The organism is Nocardia transvalensis (assembly GCF_015477765.1).
GTDB classification, from domain to species: domain Bacteria; phylum Actinomycetota; class Actinomycetes; order Mycobacteriales; family Mycobacteriaceae; genus Nocardia; species Nocardia transvalensis_A.
Genome location: NZ_JADLQQ010000001.1, coordinates 697757 through 718265 on the forward strand (window position 1 = coordinate 697757; position 20509 = coordinate 718265).

At 68.6% G+C, this 20509-nt stretch carries 19 protein-coding genes; 3 read left to right on the forward strand and 16 right to left on the reverse strand.

The annotated features are described in order from the left end of the window. Together mycP and eccD are read right to left on the reverse strand one after the other, a co-directional pair. On the reverse strand, positions 1 to 1395 hold the full coding sequence (gene mycP, locus IU452_RS03170) for a type VII secretion-associated serine protease mycosin (RefSeq protein WP_416382274.1): 1395 nt from the start codon (positions 1393 to 1395) through the stop codon (positions 1 to 3). A gap of 65 nt (positions 1396 to 1460) precedes the next feature. Continuing rightward, complete coding sequence (gene eccD / locus IU452_RS03175; RefSeq protein WP_195107308.1) at positions 1461 to 2936, reverse strand: type VII secretion integral membrane protein EccD; 1476 nt, start codon at positions 2934 to 2936, stop codon at positions 1461 to 1463. A 130-nt stretch (positions 2937 to 3066) separates the two neighbouring features. Between eccD and eccA the strand changes: the two genes are divergently transcribed. Next, the gene (eccA, locus tag IU452_RS03180; RefSeq protein WP_195107309.1) at positions 3067 to 4884 is read left to right on the forward strand and encodes a type VII secretion AAA-ATPase EccA; all 1818 of its coding nucleotides are present in this window, start codon (positions 3067 to 3069) and stop codon (positions 4882 to 4884) included. Positions 4885 to 5062: 178 nt separating this feature from the next. Here the strand turns inward: eccA and eccB are convergent, their stop codons facing one another. Further along, positions 5063 to 6511 (reverse strand): type VII secretion protein EccB, encoded by a 1449-nt coding sequence (gene eccB, locus IU452_RS03185; RefSeq protein ID WP_195107310.1) that lies wholly within the window; start codon positions 6509 to 6511, stop codon positions 5063 to 5065. 94 nt (positions 6512 to 6605) lie between these two features. On the opposite strand from eccB, the gene eccE reads away from it, so the two are divergent. Further along, complete coding sequence (eccE, locus tag IU452_RS03190) at positions 6606 to 8321, forward strand: type VII secretion protein EccE (RefSeq protein WP_195107311.1); 1716 nt, start codon at positions 6606 to 6608, stop codon at positions 8319 to 8321. A 79-nt stretch (positions 8322 to 8400) separates the two neighbouring features. On the opposite strand, the gene IU452_RS03195 is transcribed toward eccE, so the two are convergent. The 13 genes from IU452_RS03195 to IU452_RS03255 all read right to left on the reverse strand — a co-directional run bounded on the left by IU452_RS03195 (position 8401) and on the right by IU452_RS03255 (position 19083). Continuing rightward, positions 8401 to 8691, reverse strand: a complete 291-nt coding sequence (locus IU452_RS03195; protein ID WP_195107312.1) for a hypothetical protein — start codon at positions 8689 to 8691, stop codon at positions 8401 to 8403. Positions 8692 to 8722: 31 nt separating this feature from the next. Next, positions 8723 to 9019, reverse strand: a complete 297-nt coding sequence (locus tag IU452_RS03200; protein ID WP_195107313.1) for a WXG100 family type VII secretion target — start codon at positions 9017 to 9019, stop codon at positions 8723 to 8725. A gap of 56 nt (positions 9020 to 9075) precedes the next feature. Next, positions 9076 to 9864, reverse strand: a complete 789-nt coding sequence (locus IU452_RS03205) for an ESX secretion-associated protein EspG (protein WP_195107314.1) — start codon at positions 9862 to 9864, stop codon at positions 9076 to 9078. Continuing rightward, positions 9861 to 10838: a PPE domain-containing protein gene (locus IU452_RS03210; protein WP_195107315.1), complete on the reverse strand. Its 978-nt coding sequence runs from the start codon at positions 10836 to 10838 to the stop codon at positions 9861 to 9863. Before IU452_RS03210 ends, IU452_RS03205 begins: the two co-directional genes overlap by 4 nt. Before the next feature lie 11 nt (positions 10839 to 10849). Continuing rightward, positions 10850 to 11143 (reverse strand): PE family protein, encoded by a 294-nt coding sequence (locus tag IU452_RS03215; RefSeq protein WP_195107316.1) that lies wholly within the window; start codon positions 11141 to 11143, stop codon positions 10850 to 10852. A gap of 12 nt (positions 11144 to 11155) precedes the next feature. Further along, a complete protein-coding gene (locus tag IU452_RS03220; protein WP_195107317.1) occupies positions 11156 to 12544 on the reverse strand; it encodes a hypothetical protein in 1389 nt (462 codons plus the stop codon). Beyond that, the gene (locus IU452_RS03225; RefSeq protein ID WP_195107318.1) at positions 12544 to 12858 is read right to left on the reverse strand and encodes a type VII secretion target; all 315 of its coding nucleotides are present in this window, start codon (positions 12856 to 12858) and stop codon (positions 12544 to 12546) included. The genes IU452_RS03220 and IU452_RS03225 overlap by 1 nt, the downstream gene beginning before the upstream one ends. Positions 12859 to 13000: 142 nt before the next feature. After that, positions 13001 to 13300 carry a YbaB/EbfC family nucleoid-associated protein gene (locus IU452_RS03230; RefSeq protein ID WP_195107319.1) on the reverse strand — a complete coding sequence of 100 codons (300 nt, stop codon included), beginning with the start codon at positions 13298 to 13300 and terminating at the stop codon, positions 13001 to 13003. Continuing rightward, positions 13297 to 13611, reverse strand: coding sequence for a hypothetical protein (locus tag IU452_RS03235; RefSeq protein WP_195107320.1), 315 nt, complete (start codon positions 13609 to 13611; stop codon positions 13297 to 13299). Before IU452_RS03235 ends, IU452_RS03230 begins: the two co-directional genes overlap by 4 nt. A 179-nt stretch (positions 13612 to 13790) precedes the next feature. Beyond that, positions 13791 to 14564 (reverse strand): ESX secretion-associated protein EspG, encoded by a 774-nt coding sequence (locus IU452_RS03240; protein WP_195107321.1) that lies wholly within the window; start codon positions 14562 to 14564, stop codon positions 13791 to 13793. Next, positions 14561 to 16291 (reverse strand): hypothetical protein, encoded by a 1731-nt coding sequence (locus IU452_RS03245; RefSeq protein WP_195107322.1) that lies wholly within the window; start codon positions 16289 to 16291, stop codon positions 14561 to 14563. The genes IU452_RS03240 and IU452_RS03245 overlap by 4 nt, the downstream gene beginning before the upstream one ends. 114 nt (positions 16292 to 16405) lie before the next feature. After that, positions 16406 to 17191, reverse strand: a complete 786-nt coding sequence (locus tag IU452_RS03250; RefSeq protein WP_195107323.1) for an ESX secretion-associated protein EspG — start codon at positions 17189 to 17191, stop codon at positions 16406 to 16408. Further along, positions 17188 to 19083 carry a hypothetical protein gene (locus tag IU452_RS03255; protein ID WP_195107324.1) on the reverse strand — a complete coding sequence of 632 codons (1896 nt, stop codon included), beginning with the start codon at positions 19081 to 19083 and terminating at the stop codon, positions 17188 to 17190. Before IU452_RS03255 ends, IU452_RS03250 begins: the two co-directional genes overlap by 4 nt. A gap of 209 nt (positions 19084 to 19292) precedes the next feature. Between IU452_RS03255 and IU452_RS03260 the strand changes: the two genes are divergently transcribed. Beyond that, complete coding sequence (locus IU452_RS03260) at positions 19293 to 20504, forward strand: glycosyltransferase (protein WP_195107325.1); 1212 nt, start codon at positions 19293 to 19295, stop codon at positions 20502 to 20504. Positions 20505 to 20509: the final 5 nt, after the last annotated feature.

The following is a 20509-nucleotide window of genomic DNA, read 5'->3' on the forward strand; positions in this document are numbered from 1 at the left end:
CTACAACCCTTCTCCCGATCCGGCCCCGGCCGGATCCACGTCGTCACGGCGCTTGCGGAACGGAATCGACGCCGCATAGCCGAGGCCGAGCAGTGTGAGCAGCACGATGGAGCCGACGGTAGCGATCAGGCGCGGGGCCGGGTCGACCGGCGTCGGCGGCGTCGGGCCCGCGATCGCCCGCGGCGCATCCGACCCGTCGGCGACCGACCGATCCGGCAGCTGCGCGGTCAGCGCGGCCAGCGGATCGATCAAGCCGTGCCCGGTGCGGTCGTCGTGACCCGTGCCCGGGGCCTGCGCGGTGCGCACGATGCGATCGATCACCTGCTGTGCGTTCAGTTCCGGAAACCGCGACCGCACCAGCGCCGCGAGTCCGGAGACGAAGGCGCTGGAGAAGCTGGTGCCGTCGATGGGCCCGCTGCCCTCGTTCGTCTGGACGGCGTCGATCAGCCCCGCGGAACCCGCCTTGCTGTCCAGGGAGACGATATTGCGCCCGGGTGCGGCGACCCCGACCCACGGACCGTGCACCGAGAACGGCGACACCGAGCCGTCCGGCTCCGTCGACGCCACCGACAGCACATATCGGGAGTACCAGGCGGGAGTGACGATGGTTTGCACCGCGCCCCAACCGGTCCCGTCGTTCTGCGTCTCACACGCCGTGCCCTGCATGGTATTTCCGGCCGCCGTCACCACCACGACGTTGCGGTCGTAGGCGTATTTCACCGCCGCACCCAGCACCGCGTCCGCCGGATCCGAACCGGCCTGGCTGCAGGCCACTTCGGAGATATTGATCACGGTGGCGCCCATGTCGACCGCGCGCACGACTGCGGCGGCCAGGGTGAGCACATTGCCGTAGGTTTCCCGGCTGATCGTGCCGGGTGCCTCCCGGACCTCCCGATTCTTCGGCTCGAAGGCGCTGCTCAGCTGCCGGATGCTGAGAATCTCCGCCTCCGGCGCAACGCCTGCGAACATGTCGTCGGGGCTCGGCCGGGCGGCGATGAGGCCCGCGACGACGGTGCCGTGGGCATCGCAGTCGTCGGTCCCGTCGGACGTGGACACGAAGTCGCCGCCGCCCTGCAGGGCGGGCAGCCGGGGGTGCCGGCTCACCCCGGTGTCGATGACGGCCACCTTCACACCCGCTCCCCGGCTGAACTGCCACGCCGCGGGGAGATTCAGAATCCGTTGCGGCAGCGGAATATCGCGGGGCGGACCACCGCGCAGCATCGGCTCGGCGCAGACCCGGCTCGGCTGGGTCTCGTCCGGCGGGCCGCCGCGGGCGTTGATCGCCAGCGCGGGGCCCAACGCACCGTCGTCGACGATCGGCGGCGCGACAGCGGCGGCCGGAACGGGAATCGCGGCGCTGGCCGCGAGCACCATCGCCGCACCGGCCAGCGACATCAGCAGCCCCGCCCGCTGACTGCGGCGGGGTGGGTGACGCCGAATCATCGGGATACCGCCGCGGATCACAGGTTCCGGGCCGCCGAGTACAGATCCATGATCCACAGCACCAGCGGAATGATCGTGCAAATCAACAGGTATTCGAAGATCTCACCGGTGCGACGGACGACCGGCGACATCTCGGTGTGCGGGCCGACCACGCCGAATCCGACCGCGCCCGCGGCCACCACCAGCAGCACACCGGCGGTCGCCAGCAGCCAGGAGTCGTGGCCGATCCCGACGCCGATCAGCACCGCGATCAGGGTTGCCGCACCGCCGGCGATCAGGGTGCTCGCCTGGGTGAGATCGGCGAACGAGCGGCCGCGCAGGCACAGGATCAGGGCCAGCACCACGCCCAGGGCGATGCCCTGCCAGCGCCCGCTGCCGAGCGGATCGGCGGCCACCACCGCGCTCACCGCGATGGCCAGGGTGCATCCGATGATCATGCCGGACTGGTAGTCGTTGGCCGCCCGGGCCCGCTGTTCGAGCCCCACCGCCGACGGCAGCGCGGTCGCGCCGATGGCCCCGATATCGGCGATGGTGGGCCGTGGTTCGTGATCGGCGGGATCGATGGCGCCGCCCGCGGTCGGCACCGGCGGCACCGGCAGGCGCGCGGCGGCCACCGCGAGCCGCGGCGCCAGGGTGATGGTGATCAGTCCCGCGACCAGCACACCGGCGGCGATCTTGTACAGCTCCGGCTCCCACACCATGTGCACCAGGGACGACACCCCGGCGAAGACCGTGATGGTGACGACCGCGGCGAACAGCGTCGCGCCCATGCGGGTCAGGCTGTAACAGGCCGCCGCGGCGACCAATGCGGCGACGCACGCCAGCAATGCATGCGGACTGGCGAGGTCGTTCGGCACCAGCATGCCGGTACCCCCGAACACCAGCAGCACGGCGTACAGCGACAGCATGACCGTCACCAGCCGCGACTCGGGGTAGCGGCGAGCGCCGATGGCGGCGGCGCCGATGGCGACCAACCCGACACCGAGCGCGATCGCGCCGGGAGCGACACCCCCGTCGTCGCTCTTGGCGATCGCCAGCAGTGCCAACGACGCCAGGATCGCGAACAGGCCCGCGATCAGGCCCATCCAGCGCGCCGACACCGGCGACCAGGACCGGAACGATTCGGTGGTCAGCTTGGACACCGCGTCGATCACGTCGTCGAACAGCGCCGGCGCCTCCTTGGCCGTCACCGACCGCAGCACCAGCAGTTCGCCGTCGTACACCTCGGCTTCGGTCAGCGTCCTGTTCGGCGGAATCGGATCGCGGCCGATCCGCGCCAGCGTCCAGTGCTGGGTCTGCGGCGGCGCTGCCTCGTCCTGTTCGGACAGGTCGGGATTGCGCGATTCGATCAGCTCGACCACATCGGTGATGTACGCGGCGATCGGAACCGTCGCCGGCAGACCCAGATCCACCTGGGTATTACCGCCGATCACCGATACTCGGCAGAGATCGGGATCGGCGGCGCCCAAGCCGCTACTAGATGGCTCGGTCACGAGTTGGATGACTCCCTACACTCACTGGCCCCGCTGGCATCGGTCACAAACTTATCGAACAAACAGCGCAGGCGCACCCGGTATGCTGAGCGAGAAATCGCACAGCTCAAAGTATTAGGGACGCACCCACATGACCGGCAACCGCCAAGCACAGCGCGCCTTCGATGCCGGCGTTCTGTCACTGGGCATAGCCATCGATGGGCAGGAATCTGCCCGCGACCTCGATTACGCCAAGCTCGCATTCCAACGGGCTACCGAATGGGACCCCGGCATGTGCGATGCCTGGCTGGGACGGGCCGCCGCCGGTGAAGTCACCCGCGAAGTACTGTTCAATCTTTACAAAACCAGTACCACAACACTTTTCCGGGAGCAGCGCCGGCTCGGCCTGCAGCCGCGGATGCTCGCCGGGCGGTTCGTCGTCGGTCAGTACATCGACTACCCGCTGGCCAGCTTCACCGAGATCTGGCTGGCGCAGGCCTCCCAGCTGATCGCCGACGGCGAATACGACGAGGCCGAGCGTGTGCTCGACGAGCTGGCCCGCCACCGCGCCGGTCAGGTGTCGCAGTCCGACCGCGAAACCGACGACCGGATCGCCGCATACGTGCGCGGCGTCCTGCACTACACGACGCAGCGCTGGCCCGATGTCATGACCGTGCTGGCCGGATCGACGGACTGGGACGACCCGTTCCTCGCCGCCGGTGCGCACGTGATGGTGGGCACCGCCTGTGCGCAGTTGGGGCTGTTCGGCGAGGCCATCCGGCGGATGGAGCAGGCCGAGGCCGGGCCCATTCCGGCGGCGGCCACCACGGCGCGCTTCTGCCGCGGCCTGTGCCTGCGCGAGACCGGCCACGAGGAGCAGGCGCAGGCGCTGTTCGAGAAGGTGTTCTCGGAGGCTCCGGGCTTCGAGGCCAACACCATGGCCATGCGGGATCGCAAGTACCGCATCACCGTCACCACCAGGGAACAGATCGACGCGCGCACCAACCGCTGGGATCCGGCCTCGGCGCCGTCGGTCGAACAGATGGGCCAGGAGGAGCGCGACGACAAGGCCAAGCTGATCCTCGAGACCGCCCGGGCCGAACTCGATCAGCAGATCGGTCTGGCCGCGGTGAAAACTCAGGTCGCGAAACTTCAGGCGACCGCACAGCTGGCCAAGATCCGCGCCGAGAAGGGGATGGCGAGTGTGCCGCGCGGGCAGCACCTGGCATTCACCGGCCCGCCGGGAACCGGTAAGACGACCATCGCTCGTGTGGTCGCAAAAATTTACTGTGGCTTAGGGTTATTGAAGACCGACAAACTTGTCGAAGCCAAACGCGCCGACTTCGTCGGACAGCATTTGGGTAGTACGGCGATCAAAACCAACAAACTGATCGATAGCGCCATGGACGGCGTGCTGTTCATCGATGAGGCCTATACGTTGATTCAGACCGGGCTCTCCGGCGGCGACGCATTCGGCCGCGAGGCGGTCGATACGCTCCTGGCGCGCATGGAGGACGATCGCGATCGGCTGGTGGTGATCATCGCGGGCTACGACGGCGAGATCGACCGGTTCCTGGCATCGAACGACGGTCTGGCCTCCCGGTTCGCCAAGCGGGTCAAATTCGACTCCTACACCCCGGAGGAACTCGGCGACATCGGCCGATTCATTGCCCGCAAACGGGATTCGGAGCTGTCGGACGAGGCCCACGCCCTGCTGGTGAACGCCTGCGGCGAGCTGTACCAGCGCGAGGCGGTGGATCAGAGCGGCGAAACCCGCCGCGGCATCGACCTGGCCGGCAACGGCCGCTTCATCCGCAACGTCGTCGAAGCCGCCGAGGAGGAACGCGAATTCCGCCTCGCCACCGACGACAACCTCGACCTGACCACCGTCGACGCCTCGACCCTGATGCGCATCGAAGCCTCCGACATGCGCAACGCCTTGGACAACGTCCTCGGCACCCTCCGCTGACCCTGCCCGCGCAAGCGCGGTCAGGGATGTAAGCGACCAAGCCCAGCCAGAAATGTGGGTGGGCAAGCGCGCCAGGGAATCAGTTGACCACCCGCTACGCCCCGGCGATGGAGCTTGCCGCCCGGCCGCAGGGCCACCTCGAATCCCTGCGCTCCGGCCGCCAGGCCGGAGCGCAGGGTTAAGGGGACGTGGGTAGCGTGTCGTGGCTGATCAAGGCGTCGGTGCGGGAGAGGGTGGGGCCGGGGACGAGTTGGCCGAGGATGGGCCAGGGGGCCGGGCGGGGGCGTTGTTCGAGGCCTAGGACTGTTGCTGTGGGGGCGTCGGGGATGCCGTAGCGGATTCCGTTGTCGGCGATGTAGAACAGGCTGCCCTGGCGGATGCTGCCGGGCTCGATGCCGGTGGCCTGGACGTACTCACCGGAGTTCGGGCGCAGGTAGGCGGCGTCGACTCGGTCGCCGGTGCCGTCGGCGGTGGCCAGCTCGACCGGCTTGGACGACTCCGGCAGCGGCAGGGCACGTCCCGCGAGCAGCGTCACCGTCGCGGCCGGATCCGACTCCGCCTTCGACCAGGTGATGCAGCCGATCGGAGCCTCCTCGGCGGTCATGATCTTCGGTATCGGGCCGGGGAACTGGTCCACCGGCAGCCGGTTCACCACGGGAATTCCCACCAGCCGGTCCGGCGGGACCGCGGTGATCTCCTTCATCTCCTGCGAGTTCGCGTTGCGGATCACCTCTGCCGCGAACGGCGAAACCCGCTGCACACCATCGGCCAGCACCACATACAGCTCCGCGGAATCCACGCGCTGCACCCGGATCACGCCACCGATCGGCACACCCGACAGCCGCGACGGTCCCGGTTCACCGATCCGGTCGATGGCCGGCGGCGTCAGCGGCGGCACCTGAACGGCCGAGTTCAGCAGCCCCGCACTGATCGGCCGCGGATGATGGTCCCGCAGCCCCAGCGAACGCACCAGCACCGAATCGCGCGGATCCACTTCGGCACGTTTGCCGTCGAACAACAGGTAGGTCTTGCCTTCCCGGCTCACCAGCAGCGCCTCATCGGCCGCCAGCGAGTGCGCCGCACCAGGTACGGACTCGCTCAGTTCGCCCGCGATGACCGTGGTCCGCGCCCCCGAGGAACGCCTCGCGGTCCCCGCCTCCGACAGCGGCACCGCATCGCACAGCGTCCAGGTCGACTGCTCGCCCTGCGCCGATCCGGGCAGCGCGGCGGGGGCACCGGGAATCCCCAGCAGCGCGCCGCGCGGCAGATTGAGCTTCGATTCCTTGACCGAGGTGGGCTTCTCGTTGCTGCCGGTGATCAGCCGCGCCGAGGCCAGATTCAGCACCGGATGCAGTGTGTTGTCGACCTTGGCGTAGAGCGCGCCGCTTTCCTTGCCCATCACGATGTTCGCCTTGCCGACCGAACCCTGCGGCCGCAGGAACGCCAGAATCGCGGCCCCGGCGACCACCAGAACACCGAGTACCGCACCGACGACCAATGAGCGGAATTGCGACCGCATGGGGTCGTGCAGCATTCGCACATCCCGGCGGATCAACGCATGCTCGTAGCGTTTGAGAAGAAACCGGTAGCCGTTGACTTGCTGTTTCGTGGTCAACTGTGCCGGCACGACGCCTCCGAATCAGCCCGGTGGAAACGCGGCAGGTTGTTTGCCGCAGCAGTCAGAGTAGCGAAGCGGACGAAGTTCGGTCCATGATGAGCGCATGGGCCCCACCACAGCAGGCACCGACTCGAGTCATTCGGCGGCGCCGCTGCGTTCACCACAATTCTGGTTGTTTCGAATTCTGCCGCTGCGATTGGTCATTCCGGTCGCACTGATCGCGGTCGTGGCCTCGCTCGTCGCCGTCGCCTTCGGCGCGATGGCCGCGGTCGCCGCGGGGATAGCCGCGCTGATCCTCGCCGTGGGCCTGATCCCGGTGCGCGGCCGATCGGTGGCGGCGGCGCTGGACGAGGAGATCACCTTCCGCTGGAATGCGTTCCGCAACCGCTCCACGGCGACCAACCAGGCACCGTTCGACGTTCCCCTGCCCGAGGGCGGCACCTACGGCATGCGCTGGGACGGCGCCCACCTGCTCACCATGCTGCGCATCGAGGCTCAGCCGCGCACGGTGACGCTGCTCAGTCCGCGCTCGCTGATCTCCGACGACATGATGCCGTTGCCGGAGATCGCGCGCTGCCTCGACCAATTCGATATCGAGCTGGCCTCGATCGATGTGATCAGCACCGGCGCCCGCACCGCCGGGGCGGGCCCGGTGGCGCGGCTGTACGAACAGGTCCTCGGCCCGCTGCCCGCGGTCGCCCATCGCACGGTGTGGGTGGTGCTGCGGTTGGATCCGCTCGCCAACGCCGCGGCCGTGAATCGGCGCGGCGGCGGGGCCACCGGCACCCTGCGGAGCGCCATCGTCGCCACCCGCCGGGTAGCCAACCGGCTGGCCGCGCGCGGCCTGTCCGCCGCGGTGCTGTCGGCCGCCGAGATGACCGCCGCGGTCCACCATCTCACCCGCAACATTCCGCTGGACCAGATCACCGAGACGCCACGCAGCCTGGTGCACAACGAGATTCACTCGACCCTGTATCGGATGGCACCGGAGGCGCTGGGACCGGCCGGAATCGCCGCGGTCTGGTCGACCTCGACCCTGGGCACCACGGTCACGGTGCGCATGCAACGGGCCACCGGCCCGAAGGCGCAGGCGGGTGACGCCGGTATCGAGGTCACCGCACTGGCCCGCTTCGACACCTGGGGCCAGCCGGTCCAGGTCACCGCGGCGGGCCTGCTGCCGCTGCCCGGGCGGCAGCTGCGGGCGCTGATGTACACGCTGCCGATCGCCGCCCAGGGCCAGCAGTTCGCCCCGGAAAGCTATCTGGGCGAACCGGATTCGCTGACCGACCTGCCGATGCCGATCGCCGGATGCGGACAGCTGATCGGCGCGGACGCCTCCGGTCAGGGCGTGGCGCTGCCGCTGGTCGGACAGCATGTGCGGCGGGTGGAGATCATCGGCTCGCTGCTGGTCGCCCAGCAGGTGATCCTGCGGGCCATCGCACTGGGCGCCTCGGTGGTGGTGCACACCAATCGCCACGATGCGTGGCGGGCGATGGTCGCCGATGTCGGTGCGCCGCAGTCGTTGACGCTGGCGTCCTGGTCGGCGGGCTCACAGCAGGCCAATGCGCACCGCTTCGCCAGCGTCGTCGTCTACGACGGCATTCCCCCGACCGGACACCACTCCGATGTCACGATCGTGCTGCTGCGCAGCGCCCCGGTGCCGCATGACAATTTCGAACCGGACGTGGTGCTGACCGAGGATCCGCACACACCCAATCTGGTGACGGTGCGCACCGACAGCGGGACCAAAACGGTCCGCATGGTCGCGACACCCTCCGAACTGTCCTACCTGCACGTGCATCGCGCGGCGCGGGTCTGACGCCAGGCCGAAATACCAAGCGCCCCGGCCCTTCTCGTGAATGGCCGGGGCGCTCTGGTCGCTGCGATCGGGCCGCCGATCAGAAGGCGTTGTACACCTTGTTGTCGGCCGCCTTCGCATTGCCGAAAGCCGCGTCCACGGCGTCGCGCAACCGCTCCAGCTTCTGGTGGGTGTCCTCGAACTCCTTCTCCCACTTGCCGTATGCGGTCTTGAAACCCTCGGCGCCCTCGTTGTCCTCCCAGGCCACGTTGACCAGCTTGTTGTGGGCCGCGACCAGCGCGTCGTGGTACCCGTCGAGGTCCTTGTAGTAGCCGTCGAGCTCCGCGAGCAGGGTGTCCCGTGTCGCGTCGTCGTACTTCATGTCGCCCATGAGCGCTCCCCTTCCAGGAAAAGTCGTGTCGTCAGATGAGGTTGGTCAGCGCATCGACGTTCTCGGCGTCGACGTTGGTCAGGGTCTTGTTGCCCTCGGAGACCGTTTCCTTGATCTCGTCGAGGCGGTCGTTGATCCGCTTGACCTCGGACTGCCAGTCCTCGGAGGCCTTCTGGCCCGCGACCGCGGCCTCGCCCTGCCAGCCCGCGCGGGCGGCGTCGAAGGTCGATTGCACATTGCTGATCGTGCGCGAAATGCCGTCGCACGCGTCGAGCAGTTCGTTCACCACCGCCGCCGCTTCGGCGGCCTTGAGCTGAGTTCCAGCCATTGTTCACCTTCTTGTTCGCAGTGCTGATATTGCTGTGGTCGTAACCGATGTCCGGACTAGGGCATCCACCTTCCTCCGGGCAGGGATTCGACCAGCGCGGAAATCGCCTGTGCGATGCGATGATCGGTGCCCGGTGTAAAGGTGGACCAGACCCTCAGGTCCGGGGCGGCGCCGGGGCTGGCGACGATACGACCGCGCGACGTGTCGTATACGGCGACCGCTCCGGACGATCTGATGGTCACGCCGTCGTCGTAGGCGTAGGCGACGATCTCGGCGTGCGCATGGCAGTCGGCCATGGCGAGCCCGAACTCGATCGCGTCTCGTTCCGCGGCGCCCAGCCCGTACAGGATCTGGCTGTAGTCGCTGGACGCAACGGCCGCATCGAGACGTTCGCGCAATTCGTCGGCGGGTGCGCTGATGCTCGTGATCGCCGCCGGCGGGCACGGGCCCAGCGCCTCCAGGACCGGCCGTGCCAATGCCGCGCCGTCGTCGTCGGCCCAGGTGGTGGTCACCTCGAAGGTGTCGCCGGACCGGGTCGCCACCGCGTGCTGACCGCCCTGGCGGGCCAGGCAGACCTGGCGTACCCCGGAGGCGGTGTAGAGGCGGGCGGCCAGCTCGCGTTCCGGTTGCGACAGAATCCGCAGGGCCGCAGCGAGTTCGGCGTCCACGTCGTCGTGCCGGTCGACCAGTCCCCGATGCCGTAGCCCGTCCATCGCCGCACCGAGCGCGGCGGTCCAGGCCTCCACCGAATCCTGTTGCGGACCGACACCGAGGACCAGTGGCAGCGTCTGCACACCCAGCAGGTCCGACACCGCGAGCAGCCCGTCGTTGGTCATCGTGGTCATGAGGCCTGCCCGGGTGCGGTCGTGCGCGGCTGCTCGGCCCCGCCGAGAACCGGTGGGGCGGCCGCGATTCCGGCCTCGATCTCCAATCCCTCGCCGGGACGGTCGGCCGCGGCCGCGGCACGGACGGTGCGCTCGGCATCCGACAGCGCGGTGGACGGCGCCACACTTCCCGGCACCATGCCGCGCCCGGTGCTCGACTCGGTCGAGGTCGACGTCGACGGCAGCGGACTGGCTTGCGCCTCCGGCACCACCTGGACGGTCTGGGTGCGGTAGGCGCTCGGGACACGCGGCATCTCGACCGCGCCGAGACGTCCGGCCAACGCGGCCGGAAAAGCGCCGGACGCGACGGCCGGAGCGACCGCAGGCGACGGAGGCGCTGTGGCGGAGACCTGTTCGGCCTCCAACGCCGCCGCGGAGGCGATCACCGGCGGCGGCTGCTGCTCCCAGGGTGTCGCCAGCGGGGCCGCCGCCGACTCGTAGCTGCGCATGACCCGGGCCGCACCGGCCTTGGCCAGATCCTGTTGGGCGTCGACCTGTGCCGCCGCCCCGACGAGTGGGGCGCCGAGTCCGGCGCCCACCTGCTCGATCGCCTGCTTCGCCGCTTCCAGGGCGGCGATCTCGGCGACGTGCGGCATGGCCATCCGGGCCACCTCGTGGGCGGTGGCCTGACCACCGGCATGGGCGGCATTGCGACCCGCGGCGGTCGCGGCGTCCATCAGCCACTCCCGCAGTTTGGTGATCCGCTCCAGCACCATCTCGCTGCCCTCGGATCGCCATGCCTCGCGGACGGTGTTGATGATGCGGTCGTACTCGATCACGGCCGCACCGAAACTCGCGGCCAATTGAGTCCACGCCGCGGCGGCCTCGGCCATCGGCACCGCGCCAGGACCCGTGGTGAGGTCGCGCGCCAGTTGCTCGGTGGGCCTGGCTTCCCAGACCACACCGGTGAAACCGGGGACCGGAGGTTCGACCATGGTGCCCCGTGTCAGATCGCCGCGAGACCGAGCGCGTTATCGGCGTCCATCCCGGTCAGCTGCTGCGACTGCGACCGCAGCGCGGCGGCCAGCTTGCGCAGTTCGAGAACGCCTGCGGTAGCGGCCTCGTCGTAGGAGGAGGCCACCGTGCGCATGGTGTCCGCGGCATGCCGGGACACCTCGTCGAGACCGGCGGGCGCCACCGCCAGTGCGGGAGCGTGGGTCCGCAGATCGGCCTCGAGGCGGTCCGCCAGCGCGTCCAGACCGGCCGCGGACTCCTGTGCCCGAACGGGATCGAATTTCATGACGTCCTCCTGTCAGAGGGTGAGTGCCTTGTCCGGTGGTTCGTTGTCGGTGGGTTCCGACACTCGTTCGGCCGCGCCGACCACCGGCAGTGAGGCCCCGGCCATATCGCCCACGACCTCATCGCCGTGTTGGCTCGTCACCAGTTGGCCGCGCAGCCCTTCGGTGGTCTCCTCGGCGCTGCGCCCGGCCAGCGCGCCCGCGGCACCCATCGGACCCATCGGCATCATGCCGGGGCTCCCGGCGCCGGTCGCGACGGTGTTGCTGGTGCCGCGCACCGGGGAGCTCCCGCCCGTACCCGCCGACGGGTTCGCCGCACCGGCGGCGCCCAGGGCGCCCGAGGAGCGGGCATCGACCCAGGGGCTCAGCGGCCGTGCGGCCGCGGCCGCCGCGGCGCCGATTCCGCCGCCACCGCCACCGCCGATGGCACCGCCACCACCACCGGCGCCGCCGAGCCCGGCCGCCTTGGCAAGATCCTTGTCCGGCCCACCTGCCTTGTCGTACTCGGAGGCAACCGGCTTGGGCGGATCCAGCGTCCGAGCCACCTGCGCAGCGGTCTGCGCGCCCTGCGTGGCCGCACTGGTCAACGCGGGCACGATCTGCAGCAACTGGGACACCATCTGCATGGGGTCGACACCCTTGGGGGCGGCGGTGACCGGCACCTTGCGGCCGGTCTTGGCCATAGTGCTGCTGTGCACGGTGAGTTCGCCGCGGGTCTGGGCGACCACGGCCATCGCCTCGGCCAGCGTCTCGGTCGACATCGCCAGCACGAACGCCTGGCCGGGCGGGGTGACCAGGAACGGACCCGCCGCCGCCAGGGACGTCAGGTACTTGGCGATGATGCCCGACATCATGGTCGAGCCGCGGAAGACCGTACCGGCCGCATTGGCCAGGCCCAGTGAGGTTTCCGCGCTCTGTTCCGCGACCAGCACACTGTCCTTGTGGGCCTGGACGCCCTTCTCCTCCGCCTTGGCGGCCCCCGCGCCCTGCCACAGCTGCATCGCCATCTGCAGCGCCGAGGTGCCGAGCGAGACCACGGTCTGCACCACGCTCGAGATCTGCGAGAACAGCTGGGAGGGATCCATCGCCGGAGCTCCGGCCGGAGCCGCGGCGGGTGTCGCACCACCCTCGGGCTGCGCGGGCGCCCCGGCGGGAGTCGGTGCCACCGAGGGGAATTGGCCGGTGCCGAAGGTGCTCGCCAGATCGGTGAGCGGCTTCGCCAACACCGACAGATCGAGCACCGGAAGCGGCGGCAGGTCCGGAAGCGGTGGCAGCGCGGACAGATCCGGCAGCTGGGGCAGGCCCATATCCCGCAGGACGTCGTTCACCGGGCGGTCGAGCATCGGCCCTGCCGCGCTGTTGCGCAGCAGATCCAGTACCGACTGATCCAGGGCCTCGGACATCAGCTGTGACTGAGTCGGTTGAACTGAGCGGCCGAACCGCCGTCGGCCACCTCATAGGTGGCGGCGCTCTCGTGGGCGGTCACCGCGGTCATCGCGTGCACGGCGGCCAATTCGGCCACCGACTGCAGGTTGTTGGCCTGCGCCACCGCGAAGGTTGCCAGGAAGTCCTGGCCGATGAGACCGAACACCGGGATCGCCGCGGCCATGGTGGCCGTCTGGTTCACCGCTCCGGCGGTCGCGGTCTGGGCCGCCATCGTCGCCGCAGCATCGCCGTATCGGCGGATCGCATCGGGCACAGCAACAAGTTCACTCATCGGGAAACACCCTCTGCGAGAAGACGATTAGTCTGATTCATCCCAAACTTACCTGACGAAGGGGTACCAAGGTCAGTGAAATCTTTGCGCTCCCTCCTTAAGAGCCGGTAAAGATTCGCCAAGCACGGCGACGATCGTGGTCTCATGGGGAGCTCTCCTCGTTGAACTCCGTGACGAGCTCGCCACGCTGCGCGAAGGCAGCGGCCGCGGCCTGTCCGGCCGTCTGCACCACGATCCGCTCGAACTCCTGCGGTGACATCCGGGCGATCGCCGCCGACAGCCGCAGATCGCACAGCGCGCCGTTACCGTCCACGGTCACGGTGACCGCACCGTCGGGTGAGGTCTCCGAGACCCGCAGGCCCGCCATCCGATCGCTCAAATCCCGCATGCGATCCAGCTGCCGCTGGGCACGAGCCTGGATCTCGTCCATCGTGTAACTCATACCGACCTCAGCCAGCTCTCCGGTTCGACGTCGTAGTCCTGCTCCTCGGAAAGCTCTTGGCGAGCCACATCTTCCGGCTTCGGCAGGCCGGTCAGGGCGAGCGCCTCGCTGCTGAGCCCGGCGGCCGCCAACTGCTCCCGGCGCGCCAGCCCGGCCCGATTGGCCGATTGCCGGCACAGCCGCAGGATCTCCTGGGCGAGTTCGGCGGGATTGCGCCGCAACTCCTGTGCTTCCACCGAGACAGCCAGCGGCAAACCCTGTTCGGTGGTGCGCACCGAGATCGCGCCGGTTCTGGACGTCGCTGTCGACATGGTCCCTCATCCCCTCGTCGTACGTCGTCACTCTACGGTCTCGGACCGACAACCTGCGAGCGCGCGCACGATCTTGGAGCGCGCACCGATTTCGACTCTGTCTCGATATACGTCCTGCCGGTAGTTTCGGTTCAGGGGGAAGCTCTGGCAAGCCCCCAGTGTGGGGGTTTGTATGACCGTCAGCTGCGCTCATCCTTGATCGCGCGTATCACCTCGACGATCTCGGCGTTGATGAGCGCGGTCAGCCGCCTGGTGTCGACGGCGGTCGCCACGGGCGGGCTGGTGCCGATGATCGCGTATCGCCCGTCGCCGTGCAGGTCGCGCCACTGCAGGGTGCGGCGGGTGATTCCGCGCGGGCCGTATCGCGAACTGCCCTGGATGATTCGGATGGTCCCGTGTCCGGACTTCGGGGCCCGCAGGTACCGCTGCAGGCGATCCAGCTCGCGATCGTGGGTCAGTTCGTGGGCCTGCGACCGGCGCAGCGAATAGTCCAACTCGCCGGTGCCGGATTCGAGAACGACGCGCCCGAGGGTTCCGGGTTGCCGCTGCGGGAGCGCGGCGGCGACCGCATCGGCCAGTGCCAGCGGGTCGTGCTCGGCGACGGTGAATCCGCCGCTGTGCCAGACCGTCTCACCGGGCAGTTGGGTCACCAGACAGCCGATCGGCCCACTGCGAGCGGCCAGCAATCGGATACGGTCCTTCGGTTCGCCCGAATCCTCGGCCCACCCGGTGACCACGATCCTGATGTCGGGAAGCACGAGCGCCTGGAGCACGGCGTCGATATCGGCGTCCAACCAGTGCAGGCGCTGCCTCGTTCGGTCCTTCTCCCTCTCGTATTCGTCGTAGTCCGGTGTGCGGCATGTGTAGGTGAACGGTTCCGGGACAGCCGCTCCCGTCTGCATCGGCTCCCAGGCCACGACGAATTCGAGATCGGTGAAATGCCAGGTTCTCACTGGTCCAGAACCGGCCGCGAGACCACCTGAGCCGTGCCGAGGGCCCCATCGATATGGTCGGTGGACTCGAGATAGTCGGGGCGCTTATGTCCCTTGCCGTCCTGATCCTGGCCCGTGCCCCGTCCGGGGGCACCAGCGGCTCCCGGCGTTCCCGGCATACCCGCCATCGGGGCGGCGCCCGCCCGGCCCGCCATACCGCCGACACCCGGCCCCGATGCGCTGGCCCGCGGGAACGGGCTCGTCGCCCGGCCGAGCGCACTCGCACCGGGCATGGCCGCACCGGATCCCGCGCCGCCACCGCCGGATCCCGCGCCGCCACCGGCCTTTCCGCCGCCGCCCGCCGTCTTTCCGGCCGCACCGTCCAGCGCCGACGCACTCGCAGGAAGCATGCTCGCGGCACTGCCCGGGTTCGCATCGCCCAGATTCTTCGCGGCGTCGGCCGCCGTCTGCAGGGCGTTACCCGCCTGCTGTCCCAGTTTCGAGAGGGGATCGCCGGGACCGTCCGAACCCGGGGGCCGGCCGGACACCGGCGGAGTCGCCGACCCCGGCGGAGGTGACCCGGGTTTCGGCAGGGGCGAACCGCCTCGCGGCGCACCGGGACCACCGGAGGAACCCGGTCCGACGGAACTCGGGTCGGCAACCGGGCTCGGAGTGACGAAGTCCGGAACCTTCGCACCCGCGGTGTCCATACCCGAGGCGTAGAACGCCGAATACACGGCCTTCCCCCAGGTGGCGTCCTGATCTTGTTTCGGGTCGGGCGGCGGCATATTCACCAGACCGGCGCGGGTCCGGCTCAACCATCCCGACGTGTAGTAGAGATTGTCGCGCAGCTGCACCGCCTGTCCGATCACCTGGGTCGTGGCGGTGACGTAGGCCTTCGAGGCGCCGATCGCCTTCTGTGCACCACCGCCGCGCCAATTGCCCTCCGCGCCGGACAGATTGTTGTTCAGCTCGATGAACTGCGCGTTCATCTCCGACGCTATCCATCCCCACACGGCCGCGGCGTCCGCGGCCGGTTGGGCCTTGATACTCAGACCGAGGCTGTGCAACCGCGGATAGTTCATATAGTCCACGGGTTCGGCCTTGACGCCGAGGGCCGCGAACCGGCCGGCCTCCAAGAGGCTCTCGGGCACCTTGTAGGACTTGGTCAGATCTCTCGGAAGATCCTCGATCGGGCGGCCCCTGCCATCGGGAGACAACAGACCGGGGAACCGACTGGAGCCCGAGGTGCCGGCCGCACCGGGGTGGACCAGGTCCTGCGTCAATTGCTGGGTACTGGTGATCGGCCCCTTGGCCGTCGGCTCCGGAATCCGCCCGCTGCCGGGAGGATCGCTCGACAGGCCGCCGGTGTAGGTCTTCCCCACGCGAATCTTGTCGAATGCCTCGGCGGAGCGCCCCTCGGCCGCGTCGTAGGTCCGGCCGGCGGCCACGAAGGCATCGGTCATATCGGTGAGCACTGTGATGTGCGCATCGATGATCCGGCCGAACTCGCTCCCCTTCTCCCGCATCTTCGCCGCAAAGGTGATGCCGGAGGACAGGTTCGAGAAATCGGGTATCGCGTCGGCACCGTCGACCCGGGCGACCCCTTTTTCCTTGATGCCGCGCAGCCGGTCCACGGTCCGCACGCACGCCTGCGCACAGGCCAGGGCGGCGTCGTGCTTCAGCTCGATCCCACCCGATCGCGCCTGCGCGGCAACCGCTCTCCAGTTCGGTACGTTACCGCCCATACCGATACTCCTAGTCCGTTCGCCGTCATCCAGCGCCCCACCGTGGGCACATGATGACACGAACGCGGCCTGAACGGGAGCCCCGTCACGACAGGCTCTCGACAGCCCCGCGACCTACACCCGCTCCTCCTTGATTGCGCGCACGATGGTCGCCACCTCGGTGTTGATCATTGCGATGAACGCCCGCTCGTCGACGGCCACGGCCGCCGGAGGCATCGTCGGCACGATGACGAAACGGCCGTCGCCGAGCACGTCACGCCACTCCAGATACCGGACCGTGCGACCGCGCGGCCCGAACCGCGAGATGCCTTGGGCCACTTCGATTCCGCCGATATACTTCGGTTTCTGCTGGTAGAACCAATTGCTCTGCGGATCCCCACCACTGTCGTCGAAGGTGTCCCACAGGGCCGATTTTCCGTACTCGTCGTCGACCAGCTGACTCGGCGGAGCCGGCAGCGTCACGCGCGCCCGGCTACCCGCGTCGGCCTTGGGCAGCTTGGCCACGACGACGTCGGCCAGGCGCACCGCATCGCATTCGGTGACGGTAAAGCCGCCGCTGTGCTGAACCGTGGCACCGGGCAATTGCTCCAGCAGATAACCCTCGTTGCCGCGCCGCACGGCCAGCAGCCGAATACCGGCCTTCGGATTCTCCGGGTCCTGGCCGTCGAATCCGCGCACCACGATCTGGATATCGGGCCGGACCACGATGTCGAGCACCTCGTAGATGGCCGGATCGAGGTTGTTGCGTATTCGTTCGCGCGCCTGGCGCTGCAACCTCAGGTAGTCGTAATAGTTCTCGACATCGCTCAAGAACGTGAACACACCGGGCAGATTGTCGTCGTACAAATCCTCCCACAGCGTGACGAACTCGATATCGGTGAACGACCAGGTACGTTTCATTTCTCCACAACAGGTTTCACGACGCGCGGCGCCTCGCCCAGCGCATCGTCGAGATGCTCGGTGGACTCGAGGTAGGCAGGACGCCTGTGCTCCTTACCGCCGTTCGCCCCTTCCGCTCCACGGCCGGCCGCGCCGGGCGATCCGGGCGCTCCCGGCTGGGCTGCCGTCGGGGCCGCGCCCGCGCGACCACCGAATTCCGCTGCCGCACCTGCGGAGATCGGCGCGCTTGCCCGGGGAAACAGCTTGGATGCCTGGGCGAGGTCCTTGCCGAGGCCCGCTGCGCCGCCGCCCGCGCCGCCGCCGACACCTCCGCCCGCACCGCCACCGCCACCCAGCTTGGGAAGCTCGCCCGGCTTGGGCAGGCCGGGGATACCGGCGCGAGCCCGCGCCGCCTGCTCCCCGGCCAACGCCTGCTGCGCCGCCTGCTGGGCAGCCGCCATGCCTTGCTGCATGGCCTGCTGCGCGGCGGACATCCCCTGCTGCATGGCCTGCTGAGCTTGCCCCGCCGCCTGAGCTTTTGCCGCATCCTCCTGCTGTTTGCGGGCCCGGTCCTGCATCTCCTTCTGGAACTTTTCCTGCTGCGCACGGTTCTTCTCGTCCCGTTCGCGCTGTTCCCTCGCGTCACGCAACGCTTGTTCGCGCTGTTTCCTGGCATCCTGCAACGCCTGCTCGCGCAGTTTGCGCTCTTGCTCTTGCAGGCGTTTGTCCGCAGGGCTCTGCTTCGGCTGCTGTTGCGGACCGCCGCGAGCTGCGGGGCGGGTGGTGGGGCCGGGGGTTCCGGTCGGAGACCCCGTAGGAGATCCGGTCGGGGACCCCGTCGGCGATCCGGTCGGGGCCCCGGTGCGCGGATCGACAGGGGGGCCTTGGGTGGTCGGAGGGAAGAACTTGGGATCACCGAAGGCGGCCGCCGCGGCGGGCAGTGTCGGCATGATGTCCGCCGAGACCGGAAGTCCCGTGCAGTAGGTGGCCTGCATCATGTCCTGGTAATGCTTGGTGTTGTCCGGCATGGTGACCGTGCTCGAGGACGTACTGCCCGCATAGGAACTCGGAACGCTGTAAGTCGTTCCGGCCGGATTGGTCCGCGACTGCGGCATCGCTGCCTGGGTATCGTCCAGCCAGCGACCGGTGTATTCGTAGTTGAGCGCAACCCTTTCCATATTGTTCCGCAGATCCTGGATGGAACTCGCGTACGACTCACAAGCACTCTTGGCCGCCCCTGCCGCCCAGCCGCCCTTCCAGTCGGTGCTCATGGTGGATTGCAGTTTGAAGCCGAAATCGCGGTAGATCTCATCGAGCTGTTTGTGCGCCCAGCGCCAGAGTTCGGCCTGACTCGCACACGCCCCGACCGCGCTCACGTTTCTGATGTAAGCGCCGAGGTCGTACAGCTGTTCCCAGGTCTTCGAGTACGGGTTGTCGTTGAACGCGAATCCGCCCTTGCCGTCCGGTTTTCCCAGCCGGTCGTCCGGATCGGCAATCCGCTTTTCGTTGCCTTTGTCGTCCTTGCCCTTGTCCTTGCGCGACGGCTTCGAATCCCACTTCCACTCCGGCGGTGAGCCGGAGACGCCCGGGACGGAGGGGAGCTTGGCGTTCTTGTCCACCCTGACTGCGTCGAGCGAGTCCTTGCTGAAGCCTTCCGCTTCGGCGTACGCCTTTCCGGCGGCTTTGAAGGTGGCGAGCATATCCTCCACAATTTCGATATGGTGGTCGAGAATACGGCCCATTTGGTGCCCCATATCCTGAAATCTGGTGGCCAGGGCCGAGCCGGAGGGGAGGTTGGAGGGATTGTAGAACTGGATCATGCTCTCGACCGGCTTCTTCAACGCCTTCAGCCGGCCTGCCACTTCCGCCGCCGCATTGGCCAGGTCCAGGGCCGCACCCCCGCGCAGGGTCAAGGGCTCTTTGGAGTCCCTCGTCGCCTGCTCCAGTGCAGGCCAAGGGTTGCCGCTGGTCGGACGATTCCCAGCCATCTCAGCACTCCTGACTATCTCGACAACGCAGCACCATCACGTCATACCGCGTCCGGTACCCTCGTCCATCTTGGCATGAATCGGCCTGGGCGGCATCGCCTGCCGGCTCGGCGTAATCGGAGGAGTTCGTTCGTATGCGCGTGTTGCTGGCGACAATCGGTACGCGCGGAGATGTGCAACCCGTCCTGGCCTTGGCGGTGCGGCTGCGGGAGTACGGTGCACCGGTGCGGATCTGTGCGCCACCGGATTTCGGCGATCTGATCAGCGGTTTCCAGCTCCCATTCGTCCCCCTCGGCCCGCATTTGCGCCCGACCGCAGAGCGATATATGGGCGAAATTCCGCCCGACGAGCCGGACCGGCATCGGTCTACGACGATTGCCGACCAATTCACCACGCTGACCGTGGCCGCCGCCGACTGCGATGTACTGGTCGCCTGTGGCGCATTGCCGGTGGCCGCCCGATCTGTTGCCGAACACCGCGGCATCCGCTATGTCGCCGCGGTCAACTGCCCGATCGCGCTGCCCTCGTGCCATCACGCACCGCCCCCGATACCGGGACCGGCTGCAGCACCGGGCATCGACAATCGCGCCCTGTGGTTTCAGGAAACGCTGCGCTGGAACAACATCTGGGACGACGCGCTCAATGCCCACCGCGCGGCGGTCGGCCTGGACCCGGTCGCGGACGTGCGCCCACACGTCTTCACCGACCGTCCGCTCCTGGCCGCCGATCCGGTGCTGGCGCCGTGGCCGGATCCGGCAGACCCCGACGTGGTGCAGACCGGTGCGTGGATCCTGCCGGATCGGCGTCCGCTGCCCGCGGAGCTCGACGCGTTTCTGGATGCCGGCGAACCGCCGATCTATTTCGGCTTCGGCAGTACGAGCGTTCCCGTGGCAACCAGCCGGGTGCTCATCGCAGCGGCTCGGGCCCTCGGCCGCCGGGCGATTTTCGCTTCCGGCTGGGCCGATTTCGATCCGGTGGCCACCGCGCCGGACCATATCTTCATCGGGGAGGTCAACCAGCAGGCGCTGTTCCCCCGCACCGCCGCGGTCGTCCACCATGGCGGCGCAGGCACCACTTTCGCGTCCGCGCGGGCCAGGACACCGCAGGTCGTCGTGTCCGAGACCGGAGACGAGCGGCTCCAGGTCTACGACCAGTCCTATTGGGCGCGCCGGGTCGACGACCTCGGAATCGGCCTCATGCACCCGGTCGCCGAACCGACGGTCCAGTCGCTCACCGCCGCGCTCGACGCCGCGCTGAAACCCGCGATGGCAGCGCGTGCTCGTGCCGTGGCCGCCACCATGCGCACGGATGGCGCGGCGATCGCCGCCGAATATCTGATCAGCTGAAATAC

Bases quoted from the DNA above. Each gene is read 5' to 3' on its own strand.
- mycP (WP_416382274.1), bottom strand. From the start codon at position 1,395: ATGTCGCTGGCCGGTGCGGCGATGGTGCTCGCGGCCAGCGCCGCGATT.
- eccA (WP_195107309.1), top strand. From the start codon at position 3,067: ATGACCGGCAACCGCCAAGCACAGCGCGCCTTCGATGCCGGCGTTCTG.
- eccE (WP_195107311.1), top strand. From the start codon at position 6,606: ATGGGCCCCACCACAGCAGGCACCGACTCGAGTCATTCGGCGGCGCCG.
- IU452_RS03195 (WP_195107312.1), bottom strand. From the start codon at position 8,691: ATGGGCGACATGAAGTACGACGACGCGACACGGGACACCCTGCTCGCG.
- IU452_RS03200 (WP_195107313.1), bottom strand. From the start codon at position 9,019: ATGGCTGGAACTCAGCTCAAGGCCGCCGAAGCGGCGGCGGTGGTGAAC.
- IU452_RS03205 (WP_195107314.1), bottom strand. From the start codon at position 9,864: ATGACCACGATGACCAACGACGGGCTGCTCGCGGTGTCGGACCTGCTG.
- IU452_RS03210 (WP_195107315.1), bottom strand. From the start codon at position 10,838: ATGGTCGAACCTCCGGTCCCCGGTTTCACCGGTGTGGTCTGGGAAGCC.
- IU452_RS03215 (WP_195107316.1), bottom strand. From the start codon at position 11,143: ATGAAATTCGATCCCGTTCGGGCACAGGAGTCCGCGGCCGGTCTGGAC.
- IU452_RS03220 (WP_195107317.1), bottom strand. From the start codon at position 12,544: ATGTCCGAGGCCCTGGATCAGTCGGTACTGGATCTGCTGCGCAACAGC.
- IU452_RS03225 (WP_195107318.1), bottom strand. From the start codon at position 12,858: ATGAGTGAACTTGTTGCTGTGCCCGATGCGATCCGCCGATACGGCGAT.
- IU452_RS03230 (WP_195107319.1), bottom strand. From the start codon at position 13,300: ATGAGTTACACGATGGACGAGATCCAGGCTCGTGCCCAGCGGCAGCTG.
- IU452_RS03235 (WP_195107320.1), bottom strand. From the start codon at position 13,611: ATGTCGACAGCGACGTCCAGAACCGGCGCGATCTCGGTGCGCACCACC.
- IU452_RS03245 (WP_195107322.1), bottom strand. From the start codon at position 16,291: ATGGGCGGTAACGTACCGAACTGGAGAGCGGTTGCCGCGCAGGCGCGA.
- IU452_RS03250 (WP_195107323.1), bottom strand. From the start codon at position 17,191: ATGAAACGTACCTGGTCGTTCACCGATATCGAGTTCGTCACGCTGTGG.
- IU452_RS03260 (WP_195107325.1), top strand. From the start codon at position 19,293: ATGCGCGTGTTGCTGGCGACAATCGGTACGCGCGGAGATGTGCAACCC.